Consider the following 23,603-nt stretch of genomic DNA (forward strand, 5'->3'; position numbering starts at 1 on the left):
TAAAGCAGGCAAGTCAGGAAACTTAGAGGAGGAGTGAAACGCCGAGCTGATCGGTGATCGTGTTCGGTTCAGAAGGATTATGGAGGAAGATTGGGAGCTCCGCTACCGGTAGGGGACGGACCCTGCGACCCTGCAGTCGGGGCTCGGGATTCCGACCGTGGACGAGGATAATCCCGCGTGCATCTGGTGCTATGAGAAAGTGAGCTTTCGCCGGGAAGGCGTCCTGAGGGATGAAGTCTACAAGAACGGCGTATACCTGGACCGGATTCTGATGAGCATCTTGAAGCACGAGTTTTATAGCGCATAGTAGGGGGTGTAGCGGGGGAGAGATGCGGTGAGCCAAAGATAGGATGAATTTCATCATCTAGGCTCAGCCAAGCCTCAGGCACCATCATAAAACACCGCCCTTATGAGGCCCTTTTGCAGGGCCCTCAGAGAGCGGTGTTTTTGGTGTACAGAGATTATGCTTCCAGCACGGCTTCGATCCGCTGAAGCACTTCAGAGGAGAGGGAGATGCCGGAAGCGGTCGCATTCTCGGTGACCTGCTCGGGGCGGCTGGCGCCGACGAGCGCGCTGGCCACATTCTCCTGGCGCAGCACCCACGCCAGCGCCAGCTGGGAGACCTGGATGCCGAGCTCGTCGGCGATCGCCGTCAGCTGTTCTACCTGCCGCAGCTTCTTCTCGTTGATGCGGTCCTCGCCCCAGTTTTTGCTGGCGGCGCGGCTGTCTGCCGGTACGGCTTCGCCGAGTCGGTATTTGCCGGTGAGCAGGCCCTGCGCCAGCGGCGAGAAGACGACCTGGGAGATGCCCTTGGCCGTGCCGGTCGGGATGACCTCTTTTTCGATATAGCGGTTGAACAGGTTGTAGATCGGCTGGTTGACGATGATCCGGTCAAGAAGATATCGGTCAGCGATTCCCAGTGCCTCGACCATCTGGGCGGCAGTCCACTCGCTGACGCCGACATACAGCACCTTGCCTTGGGTGACGAGATCGTCGAGGGCGCGGAGCGTCTCCTCAAGCGGGGTTTCGGGATCGTAGCGGTGACAGTAGTACAGGTCAACGTAATCGGTGCCAAGCCGCTTCAGCGAAGCATGGCACTGCTCGGTAATATGCTTGCGGGAGAGACCGCGGTCATTGGGGCCGTCTCCCATGTTGCCGAATACTTTGGTCGCGAGCACGTAAGATTCTCTGGGATAGCTGCCGAGCACCCGGCCGACCAGCTTTTCGGCTTCGCCGCGCTCGTATACATTCGCCGTGTCAAAAAAGTTGATGCCCAGGTCATACGCCTGTTCGATGGAACGGACCGCGCGTTCATTTTCTACATAGCCTCCGTACGTCATCCAACTGCCCAGACTGATTTCGCTGACCTTCAGTCCGCTTCTGCCGAGTTTGCGATACTGCATGGATTCATCTTCCTCCTTTGTGAAATGGCTTTCATTTTTGGTGGTGCGCCTGGCTTGAAAGAATGAAGAAAAGAATGACTCGCCTTCCATTATAAGCCGAGCGGGCCGTAGAAGTAAGAACTGACCTTAGGGTGACTTAGTTACGTCAGGGTAAGCCATACGGTAAAGAATAGGAAGAAGGGCCTGTTTCAGAGGAGGAGGCCTCGGGTAAGAGGTGGGAATGACCTGACCTCACGAAGGGGCAGGAAGTAAAGATTACATAATAAAAATTATGTTAAGAATGTGATGGTGATAACAGGAAGCCTCCCCAAAAGATATGCTATACTAGACTACAATGAAGTGATAGGGAGTGGGTCAGCGTGTACGTCGTGACGGCAGAACAGATGAGACGAATCGACCGCGACGCGATAGATGCCATCGGGATTCCGGCACTGGTGCTCATGGAGAATGCCGGCCGGGCCGTGGCTGAAGAGATAATATGCCGGTGGGGAGGCTGCGGCCGGGCGCTGCGGATTCTCGTTCTTGTTGGCAAAGGAAACAATGGCGGAGACGGCATCGTTGCCGCCCGCCACCTGCAGCAGGAGGGCCACAGGCCGTATCTGCTGTTCGCTGACGACCCCTCGCAGTATCGGGGAGAGGCCGAAGTGCAGTACCGGATCGCCGTGAAGCTCGGCATGGAAGGCCGCCGGTTCACGGAGGGGGAGCGCCTGGATATGGCGGGCTTTGATCTCGTTATCGATGCCCTGCTCGGGACTGGCAGCACCGGTGCGCCAAGGGGCACCAGCGTTCAGCTGATTGCCCAGGTGAACGCCTCCGGTCTGCCGGTCGCTGCAGTCGATCTTCCGAGCGGACTCGACGCAGATACAGGGCAGGTGCACGATCCGTGCATCCGCGCGGAACTGACCGTGGCCTTGGCGTACAGCAAAATCGGGCTGGAGCAGTATCCCGGCGCCGCCTGCGCGGGTGACGTTGTCGTCCGGCGCATCGGGATCCCGGCGGTGGCTGCTGAGCGTGCGGGCGTGCGGACATTCCGCGTGCAGGAGCCGCTGCTCTCCGAGCGGCTCGGCTATGCGCGGTACCGCCGCCGCAGGCCGGACTCGCACAAGGGCACCTACGGCCACGTGCTGGTCGCGGCCGGCAGCCGCCCGATGAGCGGTGCAGGCCTGCTGTCGGCGACGGCGGCCCTGCGGGCAGGCAGCGGGCTCGTCACCTGGGCGCTGCCCGACCGGCTGGTGGATGCGATGACCGGCCGGCTGCCCGAAGCTATGCTGCGAGGCCTCGCGGACGGCGGTACCGGGGAGTGGGGCGCGGTCGACCCGCATGCCTTGGCGAAGCTGGCGGCCGGCAAGGACGCCTTGGTGTTCGGTCCCGGCGCAGGCCGCTGGGAAGGCGACGGTCCGTTTCTCCGTACCCTTTGGGAAGAAACAGGGTGTCCGCTGGTTCTCGATGCCGACGCGCTGAATATGATGGGAGAAGCGGGCGGCCCTGCTTCATGGCCGAAGCGCGAGGGTGAGGTTGTGCTTACCCCGCATCCGGGCGAAATGTCCAGGCTGCTGGGGGGGACGACCTCGGAGGTGCAGCGCGACAGGGTTCGTGCGGCGGCAGAGTATGCGTCCCGCTGCGGTGTGGTGGTGGTGCTGAAGGGCACGCGGACCGTAACGGCCGCTCCGTCCGGTGAAGTGTACTTGAACCCCACCGGCAATCCGGGGATGGCCACCGGAGGAACCGGGGATGTGCTGGCGGGGATCATCGGCTCCCTGCTGGGTCAGGGGTACACGGCTGTACAGGCGGCGGCGCTGGGCGCCTATCTTCACGGCGCGGCCGGTGACCGTGCTGCTGCAGGACGGGCGCATGAAGCATCCTTAGCCGCGGGCGACATCCCGGATCATTTGTGAACAATTAACTACACACATCATTAATGTGGTAAACTATATATGGCTTGAAATGACGAGAATTGTCGCGGGAACCTCCCAAACCGGCATCCGGTTACGAATGGTTTGAGAAGGAATTCGCGTGAGAAGGAGGGGGACGCATGGAAAAGCCAAGATCCATCCATTCGCGTTATGTGCTCGAACGGCCAATCCTCCCCATGGTCAGCGGCATGCTGTACCGCGGCAAAGATTTGGCTTTGCACAGGGACGTGATTCTGTATGTAGTTGAAAGTGCCGATGACTCGGTAAGACAGACCGCCATGGCGAAACTACAGGAAGTTGCTCCGTTGAGTGACAACCGATTTTTGCATATGCTTGATGTGGGCATGGAAAAGCCTTATCTTTTCGCCGCCCTGAAGACGTTCGAAGGCAGACCGCTGATCGAATCACTGACCCGCCATCCATTGACGGACCGGGAGGTGCTCAGCGGCGTATTCGAGCTCGGCCGGGGGCTGCAGGATTCGATGGAGGAAGGCGTGTCGGGCTTTGCCGTTCACGCGGCTAATGTATGGCTGTGTGACGACGGGCGCCTCAAGATTATCAACTACTGGGATAAAGGGCAGGATCGTGAGCGGGGAGTTCAAGGGCTCGCGCGGCTGCTGTTACAGCTGCTGACCCGCTCCGAGGAGCCGGATCTCGGCCCGCTGGGAGAACGGAAGCTGCGTTCAGCCCTGGGCAGCCTGAATGCGGTGCAGCAGGCTGAGCTGATCGCCATGCTGCGGCGGACGGCGGCCCGGCAGGAGACGCTCTCCTCGCTGGTGGTGCACCTCGGGCTCCTGGTGAAGTCGCCGGAGGCACCTTCCTCCAACGCTGCGTACGTCATCGAAGAGGACATCGAAGAGGATGAGGAGGAGATGCCTCTTGACGCGACGATGAGGTTTGAGCCGCCGCTGCGCCGGGAGGCCCCCGTGCGCTATGCTCCTCCGACAGCTTCTCGAGTGCCGGCTCACGACGAGGCAGAAGAAGAAGAGGATCGCCCGCAGGGGCGGGCGTGGAAAACCGGCCTGAAGCTGCTTCTGGGCGCAGCCCTCGTATGTACCGCCGGCGCGGCGGTGTTCGTCTGGCTCGTCAACGAGGCTCCGTCGCTTCCCGGCATGCCAGGCAAGCAGGAGGCGTCGTCGAAGCTGCCTAACGGGGAAGAACCAGCAGACGGCACGGAAGTGACCCGGGCACCGCAGACTGACGGAACGCCGGGAGCGGTGGAACCAACGAAAGTTCCGCCTTCTTCCTCTACTGCAGAGCAGGAGGAAGAAGGGGCAGCTGGGGAAGAGCCTGCGGCCCCGGCGACTGGAGAAGGCCCGCTTGAAGCGCCGAATCTGATCGGCTTGCAGTTGTCCGATGCTGAGGCTAAATTTAAGGGCACTGGACTAGGATATGCCTACTACAGGAAGCCAAGCGAGGAGCCGGCCGGAACCGTCTTTGACCAAATGCCGAAGCCCGGCGAAGCTGCTCCCCAAGGCACGAAGGTGATTTTCTACGTCAGCCGCGGGCCGTAGGGGCAGAGTCGTGCAGGACGTTGGCTTCATAGACCAAGAGCCCGGAGAGATCCGGGCTCTTGGTCTGCCTGGATGCGGATGGAAGCGGATTAGGGAAAGAGGCATCTGCTTGTTTTGTGCTGGGGGTGTGATGAGCAGTTTCGATTCCGTTGATATTGGAGTTATGTGATGAGCTGGATTGCTTCCGTCGGTGCTGGAATTGTGTGCTAATCGGTATCGCTTCCGTTGGTACTGAAGATGTGTGCTGATCCGTATCGCTTACCCTGGTACTAAGCGGAATAAGGAGAGGTATCCTTTACTTTTATTACGCAACAAGTGATTCCTCCCCGTAATTTTTCACTACTTAGGCGGACTTTCACGGTACCCAGGAGTGTTTGAAGGGCGCCTCTTCCGGTCAATTGGAATAACGGAACTACGATCTCTTATATGGCTATTTCCCATGATTTCACGGAGATTAGCGGAACTCAAATGCCTTATCCCCCATCGATTCGCTGAAAATCGGGCTGCTAGGGAGGAATAGCGAACCTCAGTTCCTTTATTTTCAACAAGGGCTCGATCTCGCCCTTTCGGTTGAGCTTTCACCTAGATGTTCTAGATGTTCGCTAAAAATACTCCCCGAATGAGTACGGCTATTTCCTTGTTCTCCTATGCTGGTTTTAAACTCGCCGTCACCCGTGATACCTCACTTAAAAGTTATCAGTTCAGCACGTTCCTCGGTTCCATCCCTGCCCTGTACCGCTGTAATTATGTTCCCCCAAGCTCCGCATCTAGGCCTACCTGCCTTGGCTCTGGGGGCAGGACTAACACATATTGTCTAGCGATACAGTGGAATGGCATGAATGGATCGTGACTCCCTCTGCCGGCCTGGCTGTTGACGGAAGAATGGGCTCGATAGGAAAGACGATCCGCCTGGAGGATCGACCTAGCCGTACTTGCCGTACACTAATGAAGCTTTTTCGGAAAATAGACGCGGTGAACATCTCCGTTACTCTTGGGTTTACTACTGTGGATGAGGTGAAGGTGGGACGTATCGGAACCTTCATCCATTAGGAGCGCAAGCCTGTCGCACTTCAGACGGATCCCATTGGACCGTGGTCAAACCAGCTTCTTAGATAATCGAGCGGTCTCGTTGTTACTCGGACGGACGAGCGGAGGGAGAGGAGACGGTCCAACCTTTCGAACTACGGAATCACAGGTCCAGTCATAAACAAATCCCCATGCGTCAGCATGGGGATGATGTCGATTGGGCTAAGATCCACGGGCACCGGTCTATCCTCAATCCGCCGTCCGGTCGATCGCCTCGGCCATCGTTTTGTCGGTTAGGTGGGCGTAGATCTGGGTGGTCTCCGGCGAAGCGTGGCCGAGCTGCTCCTGTGTCTTATACAGATCGTTGCGCAGATAGTAGTCGGTGGCGAATGAGTGGCGCAGCTTATGCACCGACAGGTAAGGCTTGCCGAACCGCTTGGCGTACTTGATCACCATCTCCTGGATCGCCCGTTTGGTCATCCGCTCGCCCTCTTTCTTGCCGTTTGCGACGGCGAGGAACAGGGCTTTTTCCCGTTTGGGCGCCTTGTACTGGATCGAACGCAGCTCAAGGTAAGCGGTCAGCGCTTCGGTCGCCTCCTGACGGAAGTAGACCGGGGTTTTGAACGTATCGTCATTCTTACCCTTGCGGTAAACGTAGGTGAGTTTCTTTTTCAAATCAATGTCTTCGACGTTGAGGTTTACGACTTCGGATACGCGAAGACCCGAATTCAGGATGAGGGAGACAATGCACACATCGCGGATCTTGTTGATTTCATACGAGTATAGGGCCTGCTTGTTCTTCGCGACGTCCTGGGGATAGCCGGTTTTGATATACTCGATAAATTCAAGAATCTCCACCTCCTGCAGCAGCTTGCCTTCCAGCTTGGCCGCCGTGTCCTTGGGCTTATGGGTGCGCTTGATCTCCACCTTGGCCATCACGTTGCGTTTTAAGAGCGGATAAAATTCTTCATCCTCGGCAATCTGGCTCAAATAATGGAACAGCGAGCGCAGCGATGAAAGCTTGCGGGAGATGGTTGTCCGCCCGTTGGCATTTTCCTTGCGTGTGGCGAGGAACATTTTGTAGTTATCGATGGAATCCATATGCAGCCTCTCCAGATCAACGAGAGGGATCTCGCGTATGGATGAGGCCGTAGTCAGACCCTCCGCAAGCAGCCAGGAGAAAAACGTCTCATAATCGCGCACATACTCGAGCAGGGAGGATGGGGAGAGATCCGGAAGCTTGTACCCGATAAACTTCTCCACGTACCAGGGCATGGAGGGGACTTTCTTATCCAGCTCCTGGCGGTCTTTGATCTTAATGATATTCATGTCACGATCACCTCGTTCGATAGAAAGCTCGTTTACATCCGATTACCCGGAAAGGATTTCCTCTATTGTACCATAGAAGTCCGCAGCATCGAAAATAGGATCCGGCGCTTTATGTCATCACGAAAAGAAGTCGACAGATGGGTAACGGATCGAAAAACCTGGGTACCTAGATGAAAATGAAATGGATTTCATGCTTAGGCTCAAATGGCTGGCTGCGTGGGATAAGCAGGAAAAAGGAAGCTCGTTGAGCTGGTGTAGACATGAGCCGCTGCTGGCAGCGGAAGATCCGCGAGCTTTCCTACCGGCCTCAGTCGTTGCCGTAGCGGATGAACGGGAGTAAGAGGGCCCGCTACTGGCAGCGGAAGATCCGCAGGTTTCCTGCACGCCGTCAGTCGGCTGCCGTGCCGAATAAAACAGGAGTAAGAGGGGGCGCTTCCGGCAGCGGAGGATCCGCAGGTTTCCTACATGCCGTCAGTCGGCTGCCGTACCGAATGAACAAGTGTAAGAGGGTGCGCTTCCGGCATCGGAGGATCCGCGAGCTTTCCTGCTCGCTGACAGTCGCTGCCGTACTAGAACTGCCCAGGGGGCAATCCAAAGTATGAGGAGGGCGAGGGGACAAGCGAGTATTAGTTGGGAAATGAGGTTGAATGGGGACGGGACATCCAACCTTACTAAACTAACAATAAAGTGGGCAGTTGGAAAGGTTGTGGTAGGACATTTTGTACCCTGGCAGGCTCCTGCTAGCGTCCGAGTCAATGGTCTGTGCGTCAGGGTTGAAGCGAATAGGGGGTATAGGGGCTGGCGTTCAAACAATCAGCTTGAGGCAAATTCGTGAATTCACACTGGGTATGTAAGTGTATTAAGTATATGCAATGAATATAGATAAGTAATTGTACGTTTATGCAATGATATTTGATGAATGCAGGATTATCCATGCTTGCGTATTCGATATGCAGCCCGAGCTTCTTTGAGCCTTTCTTGCAGAGAATACGCCGCTGGGGTCCGGATTCATAAGGGGAGGACATGCCTATGGATTTTCACAGTTGCCAACGGTAGTCGTAGAATACAGCTGCCAACTGAATCAACACTGCATATTTGATTGATCGGAAGCCGCATGAGTCAGAAGTACTTTATACTCCTGAAAAAACAAGTAAACCATTTAGATCAACACTTCTTATTAATATACTTGTTTTCATGCTTTCGTCAACTGCATCATAACGTGGAAAGGGGGTAGCCCCTGTCGCGCCCGCTCTCCAAGTAGGAATGGAAGTCCGCACACCGGGGGACGGGATTTGAGCATTCATCATATTATTGGCACATCTGCGGCAATATGGACAGAAAGGAACTCGACTAAAGTCTGGCTATCTTTCGTGCATTGGTCCGGTGAGTTTCGTGCGGCACTCGTGTTACACTTCATATACAGTAAATTGCAGATGTGGGAATCGAGTTATTAATCCATAATGCCGAGGAGACCATGACAATGAAAAGAAATGTAAAAGGCGGGTTGCTGCTGGCTGTCGGGCTCCTGCTGCTGACCATGGCGGTGACAAAAGAAGGTTGGGCCTCTATCCCTGTTTCCTTCTCAATGAACACGGAAGAGGTCCGGATGGAAGAATCTACGAAAGCTTCTTCCATTAAGAGCATTCAAGTCGATTCGGGCAGCACGGACGTGCGTATAGTCCCGGGCAGTACGGATGAAATTCGCACACGGCTAGAGGGCAGAGCCAGTTCCGACTATGCCGAAAGGCTCCGCCTCGAAGTAAAGCCGGAGGGAGAGAAGCTTCATATAAAAGCGGTTGAATCGGACGAAATTCATCTGGGGCTCAACTTGACCCATTTGGAGTTAATCGTGGAGCTGCCGGAGAAAGCCTGGGAATCGGTAGCCATCCGTACGCGGAGCGGGAATCTGGAGCTCGCCGAGCTGAAGGGGGCCAAAGTGGAAGCGGAGGCGGGCAGCGGGGATATTGAAGCATCTAAAATTAAGGCTGCGCAGCTCAAGCTTCTCACAACTTCGGGAAATATCCGCTCTGAGGAGTTTGAGGGTGAAAACCTGGTGTTCAAGGCGGGGACCGGTGATGTGGTTCTCGTCAATGGACAATCGGAGGTGGATGGTTCCACCGGCTCGGGTACGATTACGGTCCAGACGGAGGCTCTCCAACAAAATGCAGATCTCAGTACGGGAAGCGGCGATGTGATCGTAGAGTCTGCCCGCCAGCCGAGCTCCCTCGCTGTGGACTATAACAGCGGTTCCGGAACCGGCGAGATCCAGTGGCAAGGGATTACTTACCAGGACAAAAGCGAGGACGGTGAGCGGATTAAGGGAGTATTCGGAGCCGGCGAGGCTCACTTAAAAGTTCGAACCACTTCGGGGGATTTTAAACTGCTCCAGAACTAGACGCAGGTACCAACCGTCAAGCCGGCATTCTCAATGAATGTGCGGAATGACGGTTTTTTAGTTGTCATTTCATTTCTATAACTAGAGCTCAAAGGAAAGAATGCCGCCGAATCTGGATGGGAGTGTAACGGCAGGCAGGCCAAGCGGGTGTTAAAAGCAGAAAAAAGGGGCGGGACGGATGACTTGAATTACTTAGTTGGCTCAAAGTAAAGCGACATAACTATAATTATGTAAACATAAAACGCCGAGCATCTTACTGACTGGTTGCGATTCTTGCAATTCCACATCCACGCACACGGCGACCATGCCGGCGTCGGCCTCATACTAAGTGATGATTCTCATCACATAAAGTCGCCATTCTGCAGATTTCTTCGATTATCCGATGATCTGTATCACCTAATTCGCCCATGGCCACGATTCCACCGCCCGCTTCATCTTATGTGATGATTATCATCACATAAAGCCGCCATTCTGCAGATTTCTTCGATTATCCGATGATCTGTATCACATAATTCACCCACGACCACGAAAACGCCACCCGCTTCATTTTTAGTGATGATTCTCATCACATAAAGTCGCCATTCTGCAGATTTCTTCGATTAACCGATGATCCGTATCACATAATTCGCCCACGACTACGATTACGCCACCCGCTTCATCTTATATGATGATACTCATCACATAAAGCCGCCATTTCGCCGATTCCTTCGATAACCGAATATTCGCATCCCTTTATCGCTGGGGCAGAACACAACCTCGGTTAGTATAAACTTGTTTTAAATATACTTGTTTTCATGCATATCTACATATGGAATCATTAGCGCTCCTCAGCCACAAAGGATCTTAATGATTGGCATAGACGGAACTTAGCGGTGAATACCTTGGATAGAAGGGGACTTGAATCTGCTCCTGACACCGATCAAACAAGAAAAATAGGGGAGAGCCCATGTACACCGGGGAGTTGCCGGCTAGGAAGAGCTTTAGAGCCTTGCTGCTTATACCCAACGGGAAGGACCAGAATACGGAGAGGGGGACGGGGAGACTGCTCCAAAGCTGACGACCAGCATGGCTGCGTAAGATCAATCATGCAGCCCGATCCGTGTAGCGGCGGTCCGATATTTACACGCAGCGGAACTCATCGAGATCCGTGAACAGTAACGCATTGTGCACTGTGCACTTTCACCCGGCCTTCCCGCAGGTTCACGGCCTCGAAGCGTACGTTCTGGCAGCACGCCTTGACCTCGTGGATCTTCGGGGAAACGGTCCGGTTGGCGAAGATCGGGCCGTTACCGCAGAAGTTGCCGTCATGGAGTGGCTCTCCGAAGTCCCCGCCGTTTCGATAGTCTTACCGTCCGTTTTATGCGCACATATGAGCCGCCGAGTTGATCTTACCCAGCCTTAGAGAATCCACACCCGTTGGCGAGCACGGGTGCAGCCTGCAGAAAAGAAAGGGCGACGGTTACCACAGCATTCGCGGCGTTTCCCTCACCGGCTGGTATTCTTCCGTTTTCCCCATGTACCAGTGATGCGGCCTCCCGCTGCAAAGCCTGCTAGGTTGCGGAGGGCATGACGCCCGTATACAGGGACTGCGGGCGATAAATCCGGTTGCCGGCTGCCTGCTCCAGCACATGGGCGGTCCAGCCGACGATCCGGGCGGCAGTGAAGGTTGGCGTGAAGAGGCTGGCCGGCATACCAGCCGCTCGCATGACCGCTGCGGCATAAAACTCGACGTTCGTGTAGAGCTCCCGCCCCGGCTTGTATTCGGCGAGCAGCCGGATGGCCGTCCGTTCGGTATGCACGGCGAGATCGAGCCAAGGGTCCCCGCCTGCGAGGCCGGCACAAACGTCACGCAGCGCCTCCGCCCGCGGATCACGGGTTTTGTACACGCGGTGCCCGAAACCCATGAGGCGCTCGCCGCGTTCCAGCATGGCCCGGAGCACAGGCTCCGCCTGGTCCGGCGCACCGATTGCATCGAGCAGCCGGATGACTCCCGTTGGGGCGCCTCCGTGAAGCGGGCCTTTCATCGCGCCGATGGCGGCCCCCACCGCGGAATAGATGTCCGACTCGGTGGATGCGACCACTCTTGCTGCGAAAGTGGAGGCATTCAGCCCATGCTCCATGGCCAGGACCATGTAGGCATTCATGGCGCGAATCTGTGCCGGGGTGGCCGGGCGGCCGAACAGGAGAAACAGGTAGTGGGCTGCGTGACCCATCTCTCCATGATTTTCTTCGTCCCATGGGGTGCCGCTGAGCTGATGATACCGGTATGCCGTGATCACCGGCAGCAGAGCGGTAAGCTGCAGTGCCTGCCACCGGGTAGGGGGCCACGCGGATTCGTCCCCGGCCAGGGAGGAGACAGCGCACTGAAGGGCACTCATCAGAGGGGTACTGCGCGGAAGGGCATCGAGCAGGCGGCGAAGCTCGGGTGTGAGCCGGCGCTGCTGCACCAGATCCTCGTGTAACTCTGCAAGCTGGTCGGGAGTCGGCAAAGTACCGTGCCACAGCAGGTAGGCTGCTTCTTCGAACGTGTGATGCAGGGCAAGGTCTTTGGCCCACTGCCCTCGGTAGACCAGGTGTCCTTTTGCTCCGTCGATGTGGGAAATTCCCGTTTCTGCGGCAGTAACGCCTTCCAAGCCTTTGGCGATCATGGTCAGCCCTCCTAATGGGTGTCATTTCATAACCATCGATTAGTAAATTCTTGGAAAGATCATAACATGCCATCTTGATAAACAAAATATCAAATATTATATATAGGTTATAAATATGGATTATCAATCTTCAGGATGGGCTTAAAAACCAAACGTTTCTGAAGCATATTCCGGAGACACTTTTTGTAAAGGAGGGAGCAAGCAGCCATGTATGATGCAGCGATTATCGGCGGCGGTCCTGCGGGATTGAATGCCGCGTTGATGCTCGGCAGGGCGCGCCGGACGGTGGTGCTGCTCGACGATAACAAGGCCCGCAATGCGGTATCCCGGGAATCCCACGGGTTCCTCACCAGGGACGGAATCCGGCCTTCGGATCTCCGCCTACTTGCACAGCAGGAGCTAAAGAAATACGCATCGGTCACGGGAGCTCCCGACAGGGTGATTCAAGTGGAACGGAGCGGACCGGGCTTCAAGGTGGTTACGGAGGATGGCTTCACCGTGATGTCCCGCACGCTGGTGCTCGCGACAGGCTTTAAGGAGGTGCTCCCTGAGATCCCGGGCATCCGGGAGTTCTATGGGCAGAGCCTATTCAACTGTCCTTATTGTGACGGATGGGAGCTGCGTGATAAAGGGCTGGTGCTCGTCTCGGACGGCCTGCATCTGTTCCAAATGGCGAAGCTGCTCGTTCAATGGAGCCGTGACCTCCTGGTCTGCACCAACGGCTGGAATGGGATGACGCCGGAGCAGGCTAGGGCGCTTGCGGCGAGGGGGATACAGATCCATTTCGGGCGCATCGCCGGGCTTGAGGGTGAGGAAGGGCAACTGAAGGAACTGAAGTTCACGGACGGTTCAAGCGTACTTAGAGAGGGCGGGTTCGTCAAAACGCAGTGGGTTCAAGGCGCCCCTTTTGGTTACCGGCTCGGCTGCCGGATCAACGCTCATGGAGGCCTCCTGACGGACAGCACGGGAAGAACGACGGTGCCTGGCGTATTCGCGGCAGGTGATGCGGCGGTCTCCGGACCGACGCTGCAGATTATAGCGGCGGCGGAAGGCAGCAGGGCGGCCATGGGGGTGAATCAATACCTGACGGATTTGGATTTTGGGTGGTAATTCCAGAGATGCGGCAATGGCATGCTTCCAACGTAGAGAACATAATTTTTTCTTGCACAGGAAAGCGCTATCATTTATAATCAAAGCATCTTGAAAAGGTTTTCAGTATAGTCGACTTACAGCGTGCTGCCCAAATTCATCTGCAAGGAAAGAATGACATGAAACCAACCATCAGGGACGTTGCAGCATTGGCGGGGGTATCGATCTCTACCGTATCACGGGTGATGAACGCGCCGGAATCGGTGGTGGAGAGCAAACGGACGAAGGTGCTGCAGGCGATCGAGAGGCTGCAGTACCAGCCGAATGCCTTTGCGCGCGGATTGATTTACAAGAAATCGCATACGCTCGGCGTGCTCATTCCCGACATTCGTAATCCTTACTATGCGGGGGTCATCCGCGGAATGGAGGATGCTGCAAAGTCGCTTGGCTACAGCATCATGATCTGCAATACGGACCGGGACAAAGAACGCCTGATCTCTTATCTCGAGAACTTTAACGAGAAGCAGGTCGACGGGATTCTGTTCACTTCCGAAACGGTCTATCCGGACTACTATGCAGAGATCCAGCGGTTCCGGCTGCCGGTGGTGCTCGTGTCGACGCATTCCCTCGAATACGAGCTCGCTTCGGTGAAGATCAATGATGAAGCGGCCTCGTACGATGCCGTATCTTATCTGATCGGCCTCGGCCACCGTCAGATCGGTATGATCTCCCTGCCGCTCAGCGATCCGATCGCCGGTCTGCCGCGCTACCAGGGCTACATGCGGGCGCTGCGCGAACACAGCCTGCCGCATGAGGACAGCCGGGTCATCTATGCGGAGCATTGGTACGATGAGGCGCACAGCGCAGCAGGCCGTCTGTTCGGCCGGCATCCGGAGACCACGGCAGTCTTCGCGGCTTCCGATGAGTTCGCTATGGGGGTTCTGTCGTACCTGTATGAGAGCAGGACCCGGGTGCCTGAAGAAGTATCGGTCGTCGGGTTCGACAACATCCGGATGTCCGGGATGACCATCCCCAAGCTGACCACGGTAGCGCAGCCCGTGTATGAGCTGGGGTACAAGGGGGTCGAGAAGCTGCACCGGCTGATCGAGCAGGGGAGCGTGACGCCGCTTAGGGAGTATCTGCCGCACGGGCTTGTGATCCGTTCCTCCGCCGCAGCTCCCCGGATAGGAACGCAAGGGTAAACGGCTGCAGCATCGCTGAAGGGAAGATTGCCCATAGTGAGGAACCTCTTCTGTTTATATCAATGGCAGACCTCTCATCGTTTCCTTTGAAAAGCTTTTCAAATAGGCATATCCAAGCTGCCTGAGCTGCCTTCGTGCTGTTGTAAAAAACAGCCTGCGTCAGCTTACCAGGTGAAGAATCCGCACCGAGGCAGGTGAATCCATGAACTGCGTTTATAAAGCGAGAGCGGCTCCTGTTTGGGAACTAGAATAATTGAATGAGAGGGTGACGCCGGGTATTGCTCCTAAATATTGCCCCCCTGGTCAGGTTCTCCAGTTGCGGAACAAGTGGGCATGACGGGATGATCGAAACCCGGATGGCCAAAAAAGATTTATTTGACTAATAATTAACTATATTAATTAATCTGATTAAATTATTCCCATTGCTGAGTTCCTTTGCATAGTTCATGTCATTAATTATGATTACACACGAAAATGAAACCGCATTCATTCCTGTCCGTCCATTACCTCCATATTGGAAAGGGGAACTTAACCTATGTCCAAACGATTCCGTAAGCCAAGCGCATCCGCTGTTTCCGTGCTTCTCGCTTCCTCGATGCTCGTGACCGCCTGTGGCGGCAATGCTCCCGCTGAACCGTCCAGCGCGCCGGCTAAGACGGACCCCGCTCCCGCCAAGACCGAACAACCCGCCGCAGCGCCCGCCGCGGGAAGCAGTGAATACGATCAAGCACTGGCCGGTAAGTTCAAGGGCACCAAGGTAACCATGTTCGGGCCGTTCACGGACGCCGACCAGGTGAAATTCGAGACGAGCATCAAGGAATTCGAGAGCAAGACGGGGATCGATATCCAGTACGAAGGCTCGAAGGAATTCGAGGCGACGATCTCCATCCGCGTGGACGGCGGCAATGCGCCGGATATCGCGGACTTCCCGCAGCCGGGCCTGCTCGGATCTTTTGCGAAGAAGGGGAAGGTCGTTGACGTCAACAAAGTGATGGACGTGAATGCCCTCAAGAAGAATTACAATGCCTCCTGGATCGACATGGCAACGATGGACGGCCCGAGCGGCAGAATCATGGCGGGCATCTGGAACCGGAGCAACGTGAAGAGCCTCGTGTGGTATCCGAAGAAGCAGTTCGACGAGGCCGGCTACAAGGTGCCGCAGACGTGGGACGAGATGATCGAGCTCTCCCGCCAGATCGCCAAGGATGGCGACAAGGCCTGGAATATCGGGATCGAGAGCGGCGCGGCCACGGGCTGGGCGGCGACCGACTGGATAGAGGACATCATGCTGCGCACGACGACGCCGGAGAACTATGACAAGTGGGTGAAAGGCGAACTGCCCTTCACTTCGCCGGAAGTGAAGAAGGCCGTCGAGAAGATGAGCGAGATCTGGCTGAACGATGAGTTCGTCTACGGCGGGCGCAAATCCATTGTGACCACCTCCTTTGGCGATGCGCCGAAATCGATGTTCAGCAATCCGGCGAAATCCTGGCTCCACCGCCAGGGGAACTTCATCACCAGCTTCTTCCCTAATACAGCGAAAGCCGGCGTAGACTACGACTGGTTCTACCTGCCGCCGATCGATCCGCAGTACGGCAATCCGGTGCTGGTCGCAGGCGATATCTACGCGATGTTCAACGACCGTCCGGAAGTGCGCGCGGTGCTGCAGTTCTTCTCGAAGGGCGAGTCGATCAAGACCTGGGTGCAGTCCGGCGGCGTGATCGCGCCGATGAACGATGCCTCGCTTGACTGGTACTCCACGGATGTCGACCGCCGGATGGCGAAGCTGGTTCAGGAAGCGAAGACGCTGCGATTCGACGGCTCCGACCTCATGCCGGGCTCGGTGGGCGCCGGCACGTTCTGGAAGGGCATGACCGACTACGTGAGCGGTACGGTAGACCTGGACGGCGCGCTGAACGAGATTCAAGCCGGCTGGAACAAAAAGTAAAGGGGCGGAGCCATGAAGCCCGACATTCCTGATTCTTCGAAAAAGCAATCCGCGGGGCAGCAGCTGTCCGCCGCGTCCTTCGGGCGGCTGCTGCTTCTCACACTCGGCGTCCCGCTCCTGAACGGAGCCGTGCATTATGGGATCTTTCAGTATTTTCGCACAGCCGCGCTTCATCCGATTCTCTATGCGCTGCTCGCGGTCCTGTGGGGCGCATCGGGGATTTACGTGCTCTTCCTCTCTTTCAACTGGGTGGTTGAGCAGTACGGCGACCGGGTCCGGCAGAAGCTGCAGCCCTACGTCTTCATCGGCCCGGCCGTGGCGCTGCTCGGATGGCTGCTTCTGCTGCCGACGCTGCGGACGCTCTACCTGAGCTTCCTCGACGCCGGCTCCGAGAACTTCGTCGGCCTCGCCAACTATGCGGCGGTGTTCACGAACCGGCTGCTGCTCGTTGCGTTGCGCAACAACCTGCTGTGGGTGATTGCAGGCACGGCGGCCTGCGTGGGCTTCGGCCTGCTCATCGCCATTCTCGCCGACCGCAGCTCGTTCGAGAGGACGGCCAAAGCGATCGTGTTCATGCCGATGGCGATCTCCTTCGTCGCGGCGGGCGTGATCTGGAAGTTCATCTACTACTACCAGCCGGAGCAGGAGCAGATCGGCCTGCTGAATGCCGTCGTGGTGTACTTCGGCGGTGAACCGATGGCTTGGACGTCGATGATGCAGCCGTGGAACAACCTGTTCCTGATCGCCATCCTGGTCTGGATGCAGACTGGCTTCGCGATGGTGATCCTCTCCGCGGCGATTAAAGGTATTCCCGAGGATCTGCTCGAAGCCGCACGGGTGGACGGGGCGGGTGAGGTGCATATCTTCTTCCGCATCATGATCCCGTATATCTCGAGCACGCTGCTGGCCGTAACGACGACGATCATCGTGTTCACGCTCAAAATCTTCGACGTCGTCATGGTCATGACCGGCGGGCAGTACGACACGGAGGTCGTGGCGACGCAGTTCTACCGGCAGTTCTTCATGTACCGCAACTTCGGGTACGGGTCGACGCTGGCGATCGTTCTGCTGATCGCCGTGATCCCGGTGCTCTGGTTTAACCTCAGACAGTTCCGGAAGGAGGGGGGATTGTAATGGCCGAAGCGAATCGAGTGGCAGGGCGGCGCAGGAGTCGGAGCGGGACCCGACATGGCTCCAAGTGGCTCATCAACACCGTGCTCGGGTTCATCTGCCTCCTCTGGCTTATTCCGACCGCCGGTCTGCTCGTCTCCTCCTTCCGCCCTGCGGCGGACATTCTTCAGACCGGCTGGTGGAAAGTGCTGCCGCACCAAGACTGGGCTGTGGCCGAGCAGATTACGCTTCCGAAGGATACGGACCTGCGCGGTCCGATCGAAGTGCTCGGCACCGCTTATACCGACGAGCAGCTCAGGGCGGGTGTGATGGCCGGAGAACGAAGGCTGATCTGGGAGAACCGGCGGGCGCGCATCGTGAATGTGCAGACACCTTCCTGGACGATCGGAGCGGATTTTACGCTGGAGAACTACAAGAACGTTCTTACCGGCAAGGAGTATGTCATCACGATGGGCGACGGCAGTACGCAGACCGAGAAGGGCACCGACCTCAGCCGGGCGTTCCTGAACACCTTCACCGTAGCGGTGCCTTCCACGGTGATCCCGGTGCTGATCGCCTCCTTCGCGGCTTACGGCTTCGCCTGGCTGAAGTTTCCCGGAAGACGCACACTGTTTGTCATCGTCATCGCGCTGCTGGTGGTGCCGATCCAGGTGGCCTTGATCCCGATCATGAAGGACTTTACGGGCCTCGGGCTCAACGGCAGCTTCCTCGGGATCTGGATCGCCCACACGGGCTTCGGCCTGCCGCTGGCTACTTACTTCATGTTCAACTACATTTCCCAGCTGCCGAAGGACCTCTTCGAGTCGGCGTTCATGGACGGCGCTTCGAACTTTACGATCTTCACGAAGCTCGTACTCCCGCTGTCCGTGCCGGCGATTGCTTCGATCGGGATCTTCCAGTTCCTGTGGGTATGGAACGATTATCTCGTGTCCCTGATCTTCATCGGTTCCCAGCCGGACGTGCAGGTGCTCTCCATGCGGATCGCCGATATGGTCGGTTCGAGGGGCAATGACTGGCATCTGCTCACCGCAGCCGCCTTCGTCTCGATGCTGATGCCGCTGGCCGTCTTTTTCGGACTCCAGAAGTACTTTGTCCGGGGGCTGCTCGGGGGCTCGGTGAAGGGATAATAGGAGGGGGCAGAGGCTCCTGTTGATATGAGAAAAAAACGGCTTCTCCACGGTCCGTACGGACAGGGAGAGCCGTTTTTTTTTGTTTCCAGCCGGGCATGGCGCCCGAGCAGCTGGTTTTTCTGAGCCCGCGGCCGCTTACTTCTTGGCCGCAAGCCATTCCGCCAGCGCGTTGATCTCATCGGCCGACAGAATGTTTTGGAACGCCATCATGCCGTTGCCGCCGTTGGTGATCTGGGCGGTGATCTGCTCCTTCGAGCGGCGTGCACCCACCTTCGTCAGGTTTGTGTTGCCGCCCATCGCCCCTTCGAGGTTCGCGCCATGGCAGGAAATACAGCGCGACTTATAGACAGCCTGCGCGTCCACTGTACCACCCGCGGCCGCTCCGCCGCCGGTTGTGCCGCCAGCCGTTCCTTCGGTCGTGCCACCGGTCGTACCGCCAGCCGTGCCACCGGTTGTGCCGCCCGTGTTCTCGGGCTTGCCGGTGTTGGTTCCCGTGTTCGGCGTATTCCCCGCCGCGTTATTATTGTTTCCGCCGCAGGCGGTCAGTGCCGCGAGCAGGGCCAGAGAACAAGCGGCCAAAGTCCATTGCTTTTTCATCTTCGGTTACACCCCCCGACTTATGAGCTTTCTTCCGTCTTTAATATGCGCCCACACATTGCCAAGAATGCACCCGGCTTCAAATTTTCTTTTCGCAGTCTCTCGAATTATTCTTGTAGACAATATACTTGCTTGCATGAATGAATCGCTTATTTTCCTCGGCTCCCCTATAGGTCATCCCGTGAAAGCACGGTCATTATGGTGCACCCTCGAACAAGGTTAAAACGGATTAACGGTTCTGCGATAAACCTCTGTTTTTTTAACAAAAAACACGGCTATTTTCATTACCTCATCCCGCAGGCCGAGGGATAATAAGGATGTCAGGAGTTTCCATAGATAGGAGAGGAAAAGAGAGAGATGAAACAAAGACAAAATAAGGCTATCCCCAAAGCAATTCCCATGCTGGTTGCCGCTGCCATGCTGCTGACGACGGCGGCTTGTTCTTCCGGCGCCGCAGATACGGCTCCCGCTTCGGCAGGAGGAGCGGACGGGGAACCGGTTAAGCTGCGCATTGCCTGGTGGGGCGGACAAGCAAGGCATGATTATACGCTGAAGGTCATCGAGCTCTACCAGCAGAAGAACCCGAACGTGAAGATCGAGGCCGAATATGCGACCTTTGATGATTATTGGAAGAAGCTGGCGCCGCAGGCGGCCGCCAATCAGCTGCCGGATATTGTACAGATGGATATTTCTTATCTGTCGCAGTATGCGGGCCGCGGACAGCTTGCCGATCTGACACCTTATACGAAGGATGGAACCATGGACGTCTCGTCGATCTCCCCGAATTCGCTCACTGGCGGGGAAGTGGGCGGCAAGATCATGGCGATGAACCTCGGCGTGAATGCCCTGATGACGATGTACGATCCGGAGCTAATGAAGAAGGTTGGGGTTACTCCTCCGCCGAAGGACTGGACATGGGATGACTTCACGGCCATCGGGGAGAAAGCGAAGGCGAGCGGGAAGATGATCGGGGGCTTTGCCTTCCGTCATGATGTATTCTTCCCGTATTACCTGAGAACACTGGGGCAAACCATGTTCAGCGAGGATGGTTCACAGATCGGATACGCTGACGACAAGCCGTTCATCGACTACTTCAGGATGTACCAGAAGTGGTATGACGCCGGCTACCTGCTCCCGCTCGACAAGGAAGCGCAGAAAAAGGGCACTGCGGAGGAAGACGAAGTGCTCCTTGGCAACGCGCTGTGGACCAACGGCTGGTCGAACCAGTACCTGGCGGTCGCGAACCTGTCCAAATCGCCGCTGGAACTCCACCCGCTCCCGGGACCGAATGGGAACAAGGGACTGTTCCTGAAGCCGAGCATGTACTTCGCGGTGACGAATTCCTCCAAGCAGAAAGCGGAAGCGGCGAAGTTCATTTCCTTCTTCGTCAATGACGTTGAAGCGAACAAGCTGATCAAAGGCGACCGAGGCGTGCCGGTGTCCTCCAAGGTTAAGGAAGCGCTGAAACCGCTGCTTACGCCGAACGAAGCGAAGATCTTCGATTACATCGCATGGGCGGAGAACAATTCCTCCCCGATGGATCCGCCGAGTCCGGTGGGCGCGGTAGAGATCGAGAAGCTGCTGAGGGATACGAGCGAGCAGGTTCTGTATAAGAAGCTGACCGTTGAGGCCGCTGCCGCCAAGTTCCGCAAGGAAGCCAATGCGATTCTGGCGAAGAACAAGAAGTAATAAGCTGCTGATGAGGTTCAGGGTCCAAATTTCACGATAAAAGGAAGCGGGATGTCCGGTGATGCAGCCGGCTGTCCTGCTTTTTTGGCGTGCGTGCAGGAAGATAGTCACCGAATAGCTCTCGCTCCGCCGTCTTCGGCGCGGAGGATTGTCATTACGGGGGAGCTTCCGGTATGCTTGGGTGGCAGACTGAAGGACTAAAGGAAGCGTAAAGGAAGAGAAAGAAAGGGTTATCCATCATGGAACGATCAAAACGATCAAGCGTTACGAGCAGGAAGATTACGGTCTTCGGCACCGTGCTGTTGGACTGCAAGGGGTTCGCCCACGGCGTCTACCGGCCGGACGGCCGCAATCTGGGCACGGTCCGGTTCGTGCACGGCGGCGTAGGAAGGAATGTGGCGGAAAATTTAGGCCGTCTCGGGGTGCCGGTATCGCTGGTCACCACGGTCAATGAGGACGGGAACGGCCGGGCGGTCACCGAGCATTTGTGGGCGAGCGGGGTCCATACCGGAGATATTGCAGCGGTGCCGGAGAAAGGCATGGGCTTCTGGCTGGCCGTTCTCGATGAGCGCGGCATCCCTGCCGGATCGATCTCGGATATGCCGGATCTGGCGGCATTCGAGCGCCTTGTCGGCGAGCGAGGCGAGGCCCTGGTCTCCGCCTCCAGTCACATCGTATTGGTGCTCGATCTGAATGAGAGCCTTACGAAGACGATACTCAAGCTGGCGAGCCGATTCGGGAAGCCGGTGTTCGGTCTGCCGAGCAACTTCAGCGTCATCGCAGCGCATCCCGAGGTGCTGGAAGGGCTGGCGCTCTTCGTCTGCAATGAATTCGAAGCGGAGCGGCTGTTCGGCTGCGGTCCGCTGGCTGCGATGGCGGCGGAGGAGCAGATCGAGAGGCTTCGGAGCTTTGCCGTGTCCCGTTCCATCGGAAGGCTGGTCGTGACGCTGGGGTCAGGCGGATCGGTCTTCTACGATGCGGATGCCGATGAAGCGGGGGCACAGGCCGTGGTTCCGGTAGAAGTCGTGGACACCAGTGGTGCAGGGGATGCTTTCTTCTCCGGCGCGGTCCTCGCATTGTCCGCAGGCAGCCCGCTCCGGGACGCCGTCGCCGCAGGCACACGGGTGGCCGCCTGGACGATCGGCCACCCGGATAACTGCTGCGCAGCGCTGGGTGAACTGGCCCGGCGGGACCCGCTGCTGCGGCCGCTGCTCGATCTATAATCGAGCGATATCGAGCGATCGGATGATCCGGCTCAAGGAACCGCTGTCTCTGAAGGGACAGCGGTTCTTTGGCATGCCGCCAGACGGAGGCTGCGGTCTTCGGGGATTCGATCGATGTAATCTCCCGCACGGTCACACAGTATGGATGGTATGTGCTTGCACTGCTGGCGGCCGGAGGGCTGGCTATGCTCTGGCTTCGGCCTCAGCGCCAGAAGGTCAGATAGAGCACAAAGGGAAGGACAAGCGCCTTGTCCTCCCCCCTTCTTAACTGACGGTCCGACTACTTCTTTGCCCGCAACCTGCGGAAGAAATCCGTCTCCATTCATGTCATGTGCTCCGGCGGCAGGAGCATCGCTTCGCATCCGCCGCATGTGACCGTGCGGGAGGGCATCGTCCCTGTGCCGGAAGGCCGGTGTATTTTTCCGAGGCTGTCGGTGAAGGAGAATCTGGAGATGGGCGACCTTCTCGGTCAAGGCCATAAGTGCGTTCAGCAGCCCATCGAACGTATGTTCACTATCCCCCCGACCCTCAAGTAGCGGTACCACCAAGCGGGCGGCATGGTGAGCGGTTGCGGGCGGCGCCACGCACCTCTTTAACGCACAAAACCGCCGGCAGATGGCCGGACGGTTTCTAGGTGTGGTGATGATCTCCATTTCGTAGAGAGCAAGTATGTTTAAGATAACGGAACTGAGATACGTTATTCGATCATTTCCCGGTATTTCCCTACGAATAGCGGAACTCAGGTTAATCCGAGTTCCGGTATTTTGCGGATCACCATCTCGGTGGAGCACATAGCGAATCTGAGTTCCGCTATTTCACGTTGTACCCCGGCGCACCCCCTAACGACTTGTGTAAGGTTAGGTTAACCTCTACCGAGCCGCCGCCGGAGGTCATGACCTTCTTCACGACGGAGCCACAGCCTGACAGCGTCACCGTAACCCGTTCCCGCTCCACCAGCTCGACGTAGAACTGGTCCCTTGTCATACTTAGAATCGCAACCTTGCCTAGAGTTTCTTCCTTTATGACACTGCAGGAGGTGCTTGACACCATGCAGGCATCCGATGAACGGACGACACCCCACAGCAGCACGCCGAACCAAGGCAATCACTTTCACGACATTTGTATTCCACCGCCTCCATTTCCACAGTGGGCTGCTTTTTTTCTCTTTCGTCTTCGGTTTAAGCTCTTCGAACAGCTTTGCCAGCAGCGCATCTTCCTTGATGTCCCGCAGCACACAGCCGTTCATGGCCAGGGAGACTTGTCCCGTCTCTTCGGAGACGATAACGGACATGGCATCCGATATCTCCGTCATCCCAATCGCAGCCCGGCGTCTTGTCAGGAGGGAACACGCGTTCCTCACTCCAAA

The 23,603-nt window shown here is 56.9% G+C and carries 17 protein-coding genes and 2 pseudogenes; 12 read left to right on the forward strand and 7 right to left on the reverse strand.

Translation table 11 applies throughout. The annotated features are described in order from the left end of the window. The first annotated feature begins 157 nt into the window (after nucleotides 1-157). The gene (locus ACP26L_RS17480; protein ID WP_426454430.1) at nucleotides 158-307 is read left to right on the forward strand and encodes a GNAT family N-acetyltransferase; all 150 of its coding nucleotides are present in this window, start codon (nucleotides 158-160) and stop codon (nucleotides 305-307) included. A gap of 154 nt (nucleotides 308-461) precedes the next feature. Here the strand turns inward: ACP26L_RS17480 and ACP26L_RS17485 are convergent, their stop codons facing one another. Further along, a complete protein-coding gene (locus tag ACP26L_RS17485; RefSeq protein ID WP_426454431.1) occupies nucleotides 462-1,403 on the reverse strand; it encodes an aldo/keto reductase family protein in 942 nt (313 codons plus the stop codon). A gap of 359 nt (nucleotides 1,404-1,762) precedes the next feature. Between ACP26L_RS17485 and ACP26L_RS17490 the strand changes: the two genes are divergently transcribed. Together ACP26L_RS17490 and ACP26L_RS17495 are read left to right on the forward strand one after the other, a co-directional pair. Then, nucleotides 1,763-3,298, forward strand: coding sequence for an NAD(P)H-hydrate dehydratase (locus tag ACP26L_RS17490; RefSeq protein ID WP_426454433.1), 1,536 nt, complete (start codon nucleotides 1,763-1,765; stop codon nucleotides 3,296-3,298). A 137-nt stretch (nucleotides 3,299-3,435) separates the two neighbouring features. Then, nucleotides 3,436-4,830: a PASTA domain-containing protein gene (locus ACP26L_RS17495; protein WP_426454434.1), complete on the forward strand. Its 1,395-nt coding sequence runs from the start codon at nucleotides 3,436-3,438 to the stop codon at nucleotides 4,828-4,830. A gap of 1,275 nt (nucleotides 4,831-6,105) precedes the next feature. On the opposite strand, the gene xerS is transcribed toward ACP26L_RS17495, so the two are convergent. Continuing rightward, nucleotides 6,106-7,185, reverse strand: coding sequence for a tyrosine recombinase XerS (xerS, locus tag ACP26L_RS17500; protein WP_426454436.1), 1,080 nt, complete (start codon nucleotides 7,183-7,185; stop codon nucleotides 6,106-6,108). Nucleotides 7,186-8,665: 1,480 nt separating this feature from the next. On the opposite strand from xerS, the gene ACP26L_RS17505 reads away from it, so the two are divergent. Then, nucleotides 8,666-9,580 (forward strand): DUF4097 family beta strand repeat-containing protein, encoded by a 915-nt coding sequence (locus ACP26L_RS17505; RefSeq protein WP_426454437.1) that lies wholly within the window; start codon nucleotides 8,666-8,668, stop codon nucleotides 9,578-9,580. Nucleotides 9,581-10,715: 1,135 nt separating this feature from the next. On the opposite strand, the pseudogene ACP26L_RS17510 reads toward ACP26L_RS17505, so the two are convergent. Together ACP26L_RS17510 and ACP26L_RS17515 are read right to left on the reverse strand one after the other, a co-directional pair. Next, nucleotides 10,716-10,862: pseudogene (locus tag ACP26L_RS17510) on the reverse strand (hypothetical protein); the annotation flags it as partial. A 268-nt stretch (nucleotides 10,863-11,130) separates the two neighbouring features. Next, a complete protein-coding gene (locus tag ACP26L_RS17515) occupies nucleotides 11,131-12,228 on the reverse strand; it encodes a citrate/2-methylcitrate synthase (RefSeq protein WP_426454439.1) in 1,098 nt (365 codons plus the stop codon). A gap of 207 nt (nucleotides 12,229-12,435) precedes the next feature. On the opposite strand from ACP26L_RS17515, the gene ACP26L_RS17520 reads away from it, so the two are divergent. The 5 genes from ACP26L_RS17520 to ACP26L_RS17540 all read left to right on the forward strand — a co-directional run bounded on the left by ACP26L_RS17520 (nucleotide 12,436) and on the right by ACP26L_RS17540 (nucleotide 18,725). Then, nucleotides 12,436-13,338, forward strand: a complete 903-nt coding sequence (locus ACP26L_RS17520) for an NAD(P)/FAD-dependent oxidoreductase (protein WP_426454440.1) — start codon at nucleotides 12,436-12,438, stop codon at nucleotides 13,336-13,338. Between the two features lie 158 nt (nucleotides 13,339-13,496). Then, nucleotides 13,497-14,519 (forward strand): LacI family DNA-binding transcriptional regulator, encoded by a 1,023-nt coding sequence (locus ACP26L_RS17525; protein ID WP_426454441.1) that lies wholly within the window; start codon nucleotides 13,497-13,499, stop codon nucleotides 14,517-14,519. A gap of 535 nt (nucleotides 14,520-15,054) precedes the next feature. After that, nucleotides 15,055-16,467, forward strand: a complete 1,413-nt coding sequence (locus ACP26L_RS17530; protein WP_426454443.1) for an ABC transporter substrate-binding protein — start codon at nucleotides 15,055-15,057, stop codon at nucleotides 16,465-16,467. Between the two features lie 12 nt (nucleotides 16,468-16,479). Then, on the forward strand, nucleotides 16,480-17,601 hold the full coding sequence (locus ACP26L_RS17535) for a carbohydrate ABC transporter permease (protein WP_426454444.1): 1,122 nt from the start codon (nucleotides 16,480-16,482) through the stop codon (nucleotides 17,599-17,601). Further along, nucleotides 17,601-18,725, forward strand: a complete 1,125-nt coding sequence (locus tag ACP26L_RS17540) for a carbohydrate ABC transporter permease (RefSeq protein ID WP_426454446.1) — start codon at nucleotides 17,601-17,603, stop codon at nucleotides 18,723-18,725. Before ACP26L_RS17535 ends, ACP26L_RS17540 begins: the two co-directional genes overlap by 1 nt. Before the next feature lie 138 nt (nucleotides 18,726-18,863). On the opposite strand, the gene ACP26L_RS17545 is transcribed toward ACP26L_RS17540, so the two are convergent. Continuing rightward, nucleotides 18,864-19,325 carry a c-type cytochrome gene (locus ACP26L_RS17545; RefSeq protein WP_426454448.1) on the reverse strand — a complete coding sequence of 154 codons (462 nt, stop codon included), beginning with the start codon at nucleotides 19,323-19,325 and terminating at the stop codon, nucleotides 18,864-18,866. 381 nt (nucleotides 19,326-19,706) lie between these two features. Here ACP26L_RS17545 and ACP26L_RS17550 point away from each other — a divergent pair, with 381 nt between their 5' ends. The 3 genes from ACP26L_RS17550 to ACP26L_RS17560 all read left to right on the forward strand — a co-directional run bounded on the left by ACP26L_RS17550 (nucleotide 19,707) and on the right by ACP26L_RS17560 (nucleotide 22,461). Further along, entirely contained in the window at nucleotides 19,707-21,014 is a 1,308-nt protein-coding gene (locus tag ACP26L_RS17550) for an ABC transporter substrate-binding protein (RefSeq protein WP_426454987.1), read from the forward strand. A gap of 239 nt (nucleotides 21,015-21,253) precedes the next feature. Further along, nucleotides 21,254-22,237 (forward strand): carbohydrate kinase family protein, encoded by a 984-nt coding sequence (locus tag ACP26L_RS17555; RefSeq protein WP_426454450.1) that lies wholly within the window; start codon nucleotides 21,254-21,256, stop codon nucleotides 22,235-22,237. Between the two features lie 68 nt (nucleotides 22,238-22,305). Further along, on the forward strand, nucleotides 22,306-22,461 hold the full coding sequence (locus tag ACP26L_RS17560) for a hypothetical protein (protein ID WP_426454451.1): 156 nt from the start codon (nucleotides 22,306-22,308) through the stop codon (nucleotides 22,459-22,461). A 586-nt stretch (nucleotides 22,462-23,047) separates the two neighbouring features. Here the strand turns inward: ACP26L_RS17560 and ACP26L_RS17565 are convergent. Then, on the reverse strand, nucleotides 23,048-23,221 hold the full coding sequence (locus ACP26L_RS17565) for a hypothetical protein (protein WP_426455257.1): 174 nt from the start codon (nucleotides 23,219-23,221) through the stop codon (nucleotides 23,048-23,050). Between the two features lie 145 nt (nucleotides 23,222-23,366). After that, a pseudogene (locus tag ACP26L_RS17570) lies at nucleotides 23,367-23,573 on the reverse strand (diadenylate cyclase); the annotation flags it as partial. Between the last annotated feature and the right edge of the window lie 30 nt (nucleotides 23,574-23,603).

This window comes from Paenibacillus sp. S-38, from assembly GCF_049942825.1.
Lineage (GTDB): Bacteria > Bacillota > Bacilli > Paenibacillales > NBRC-103111 > Paenibacillus_G.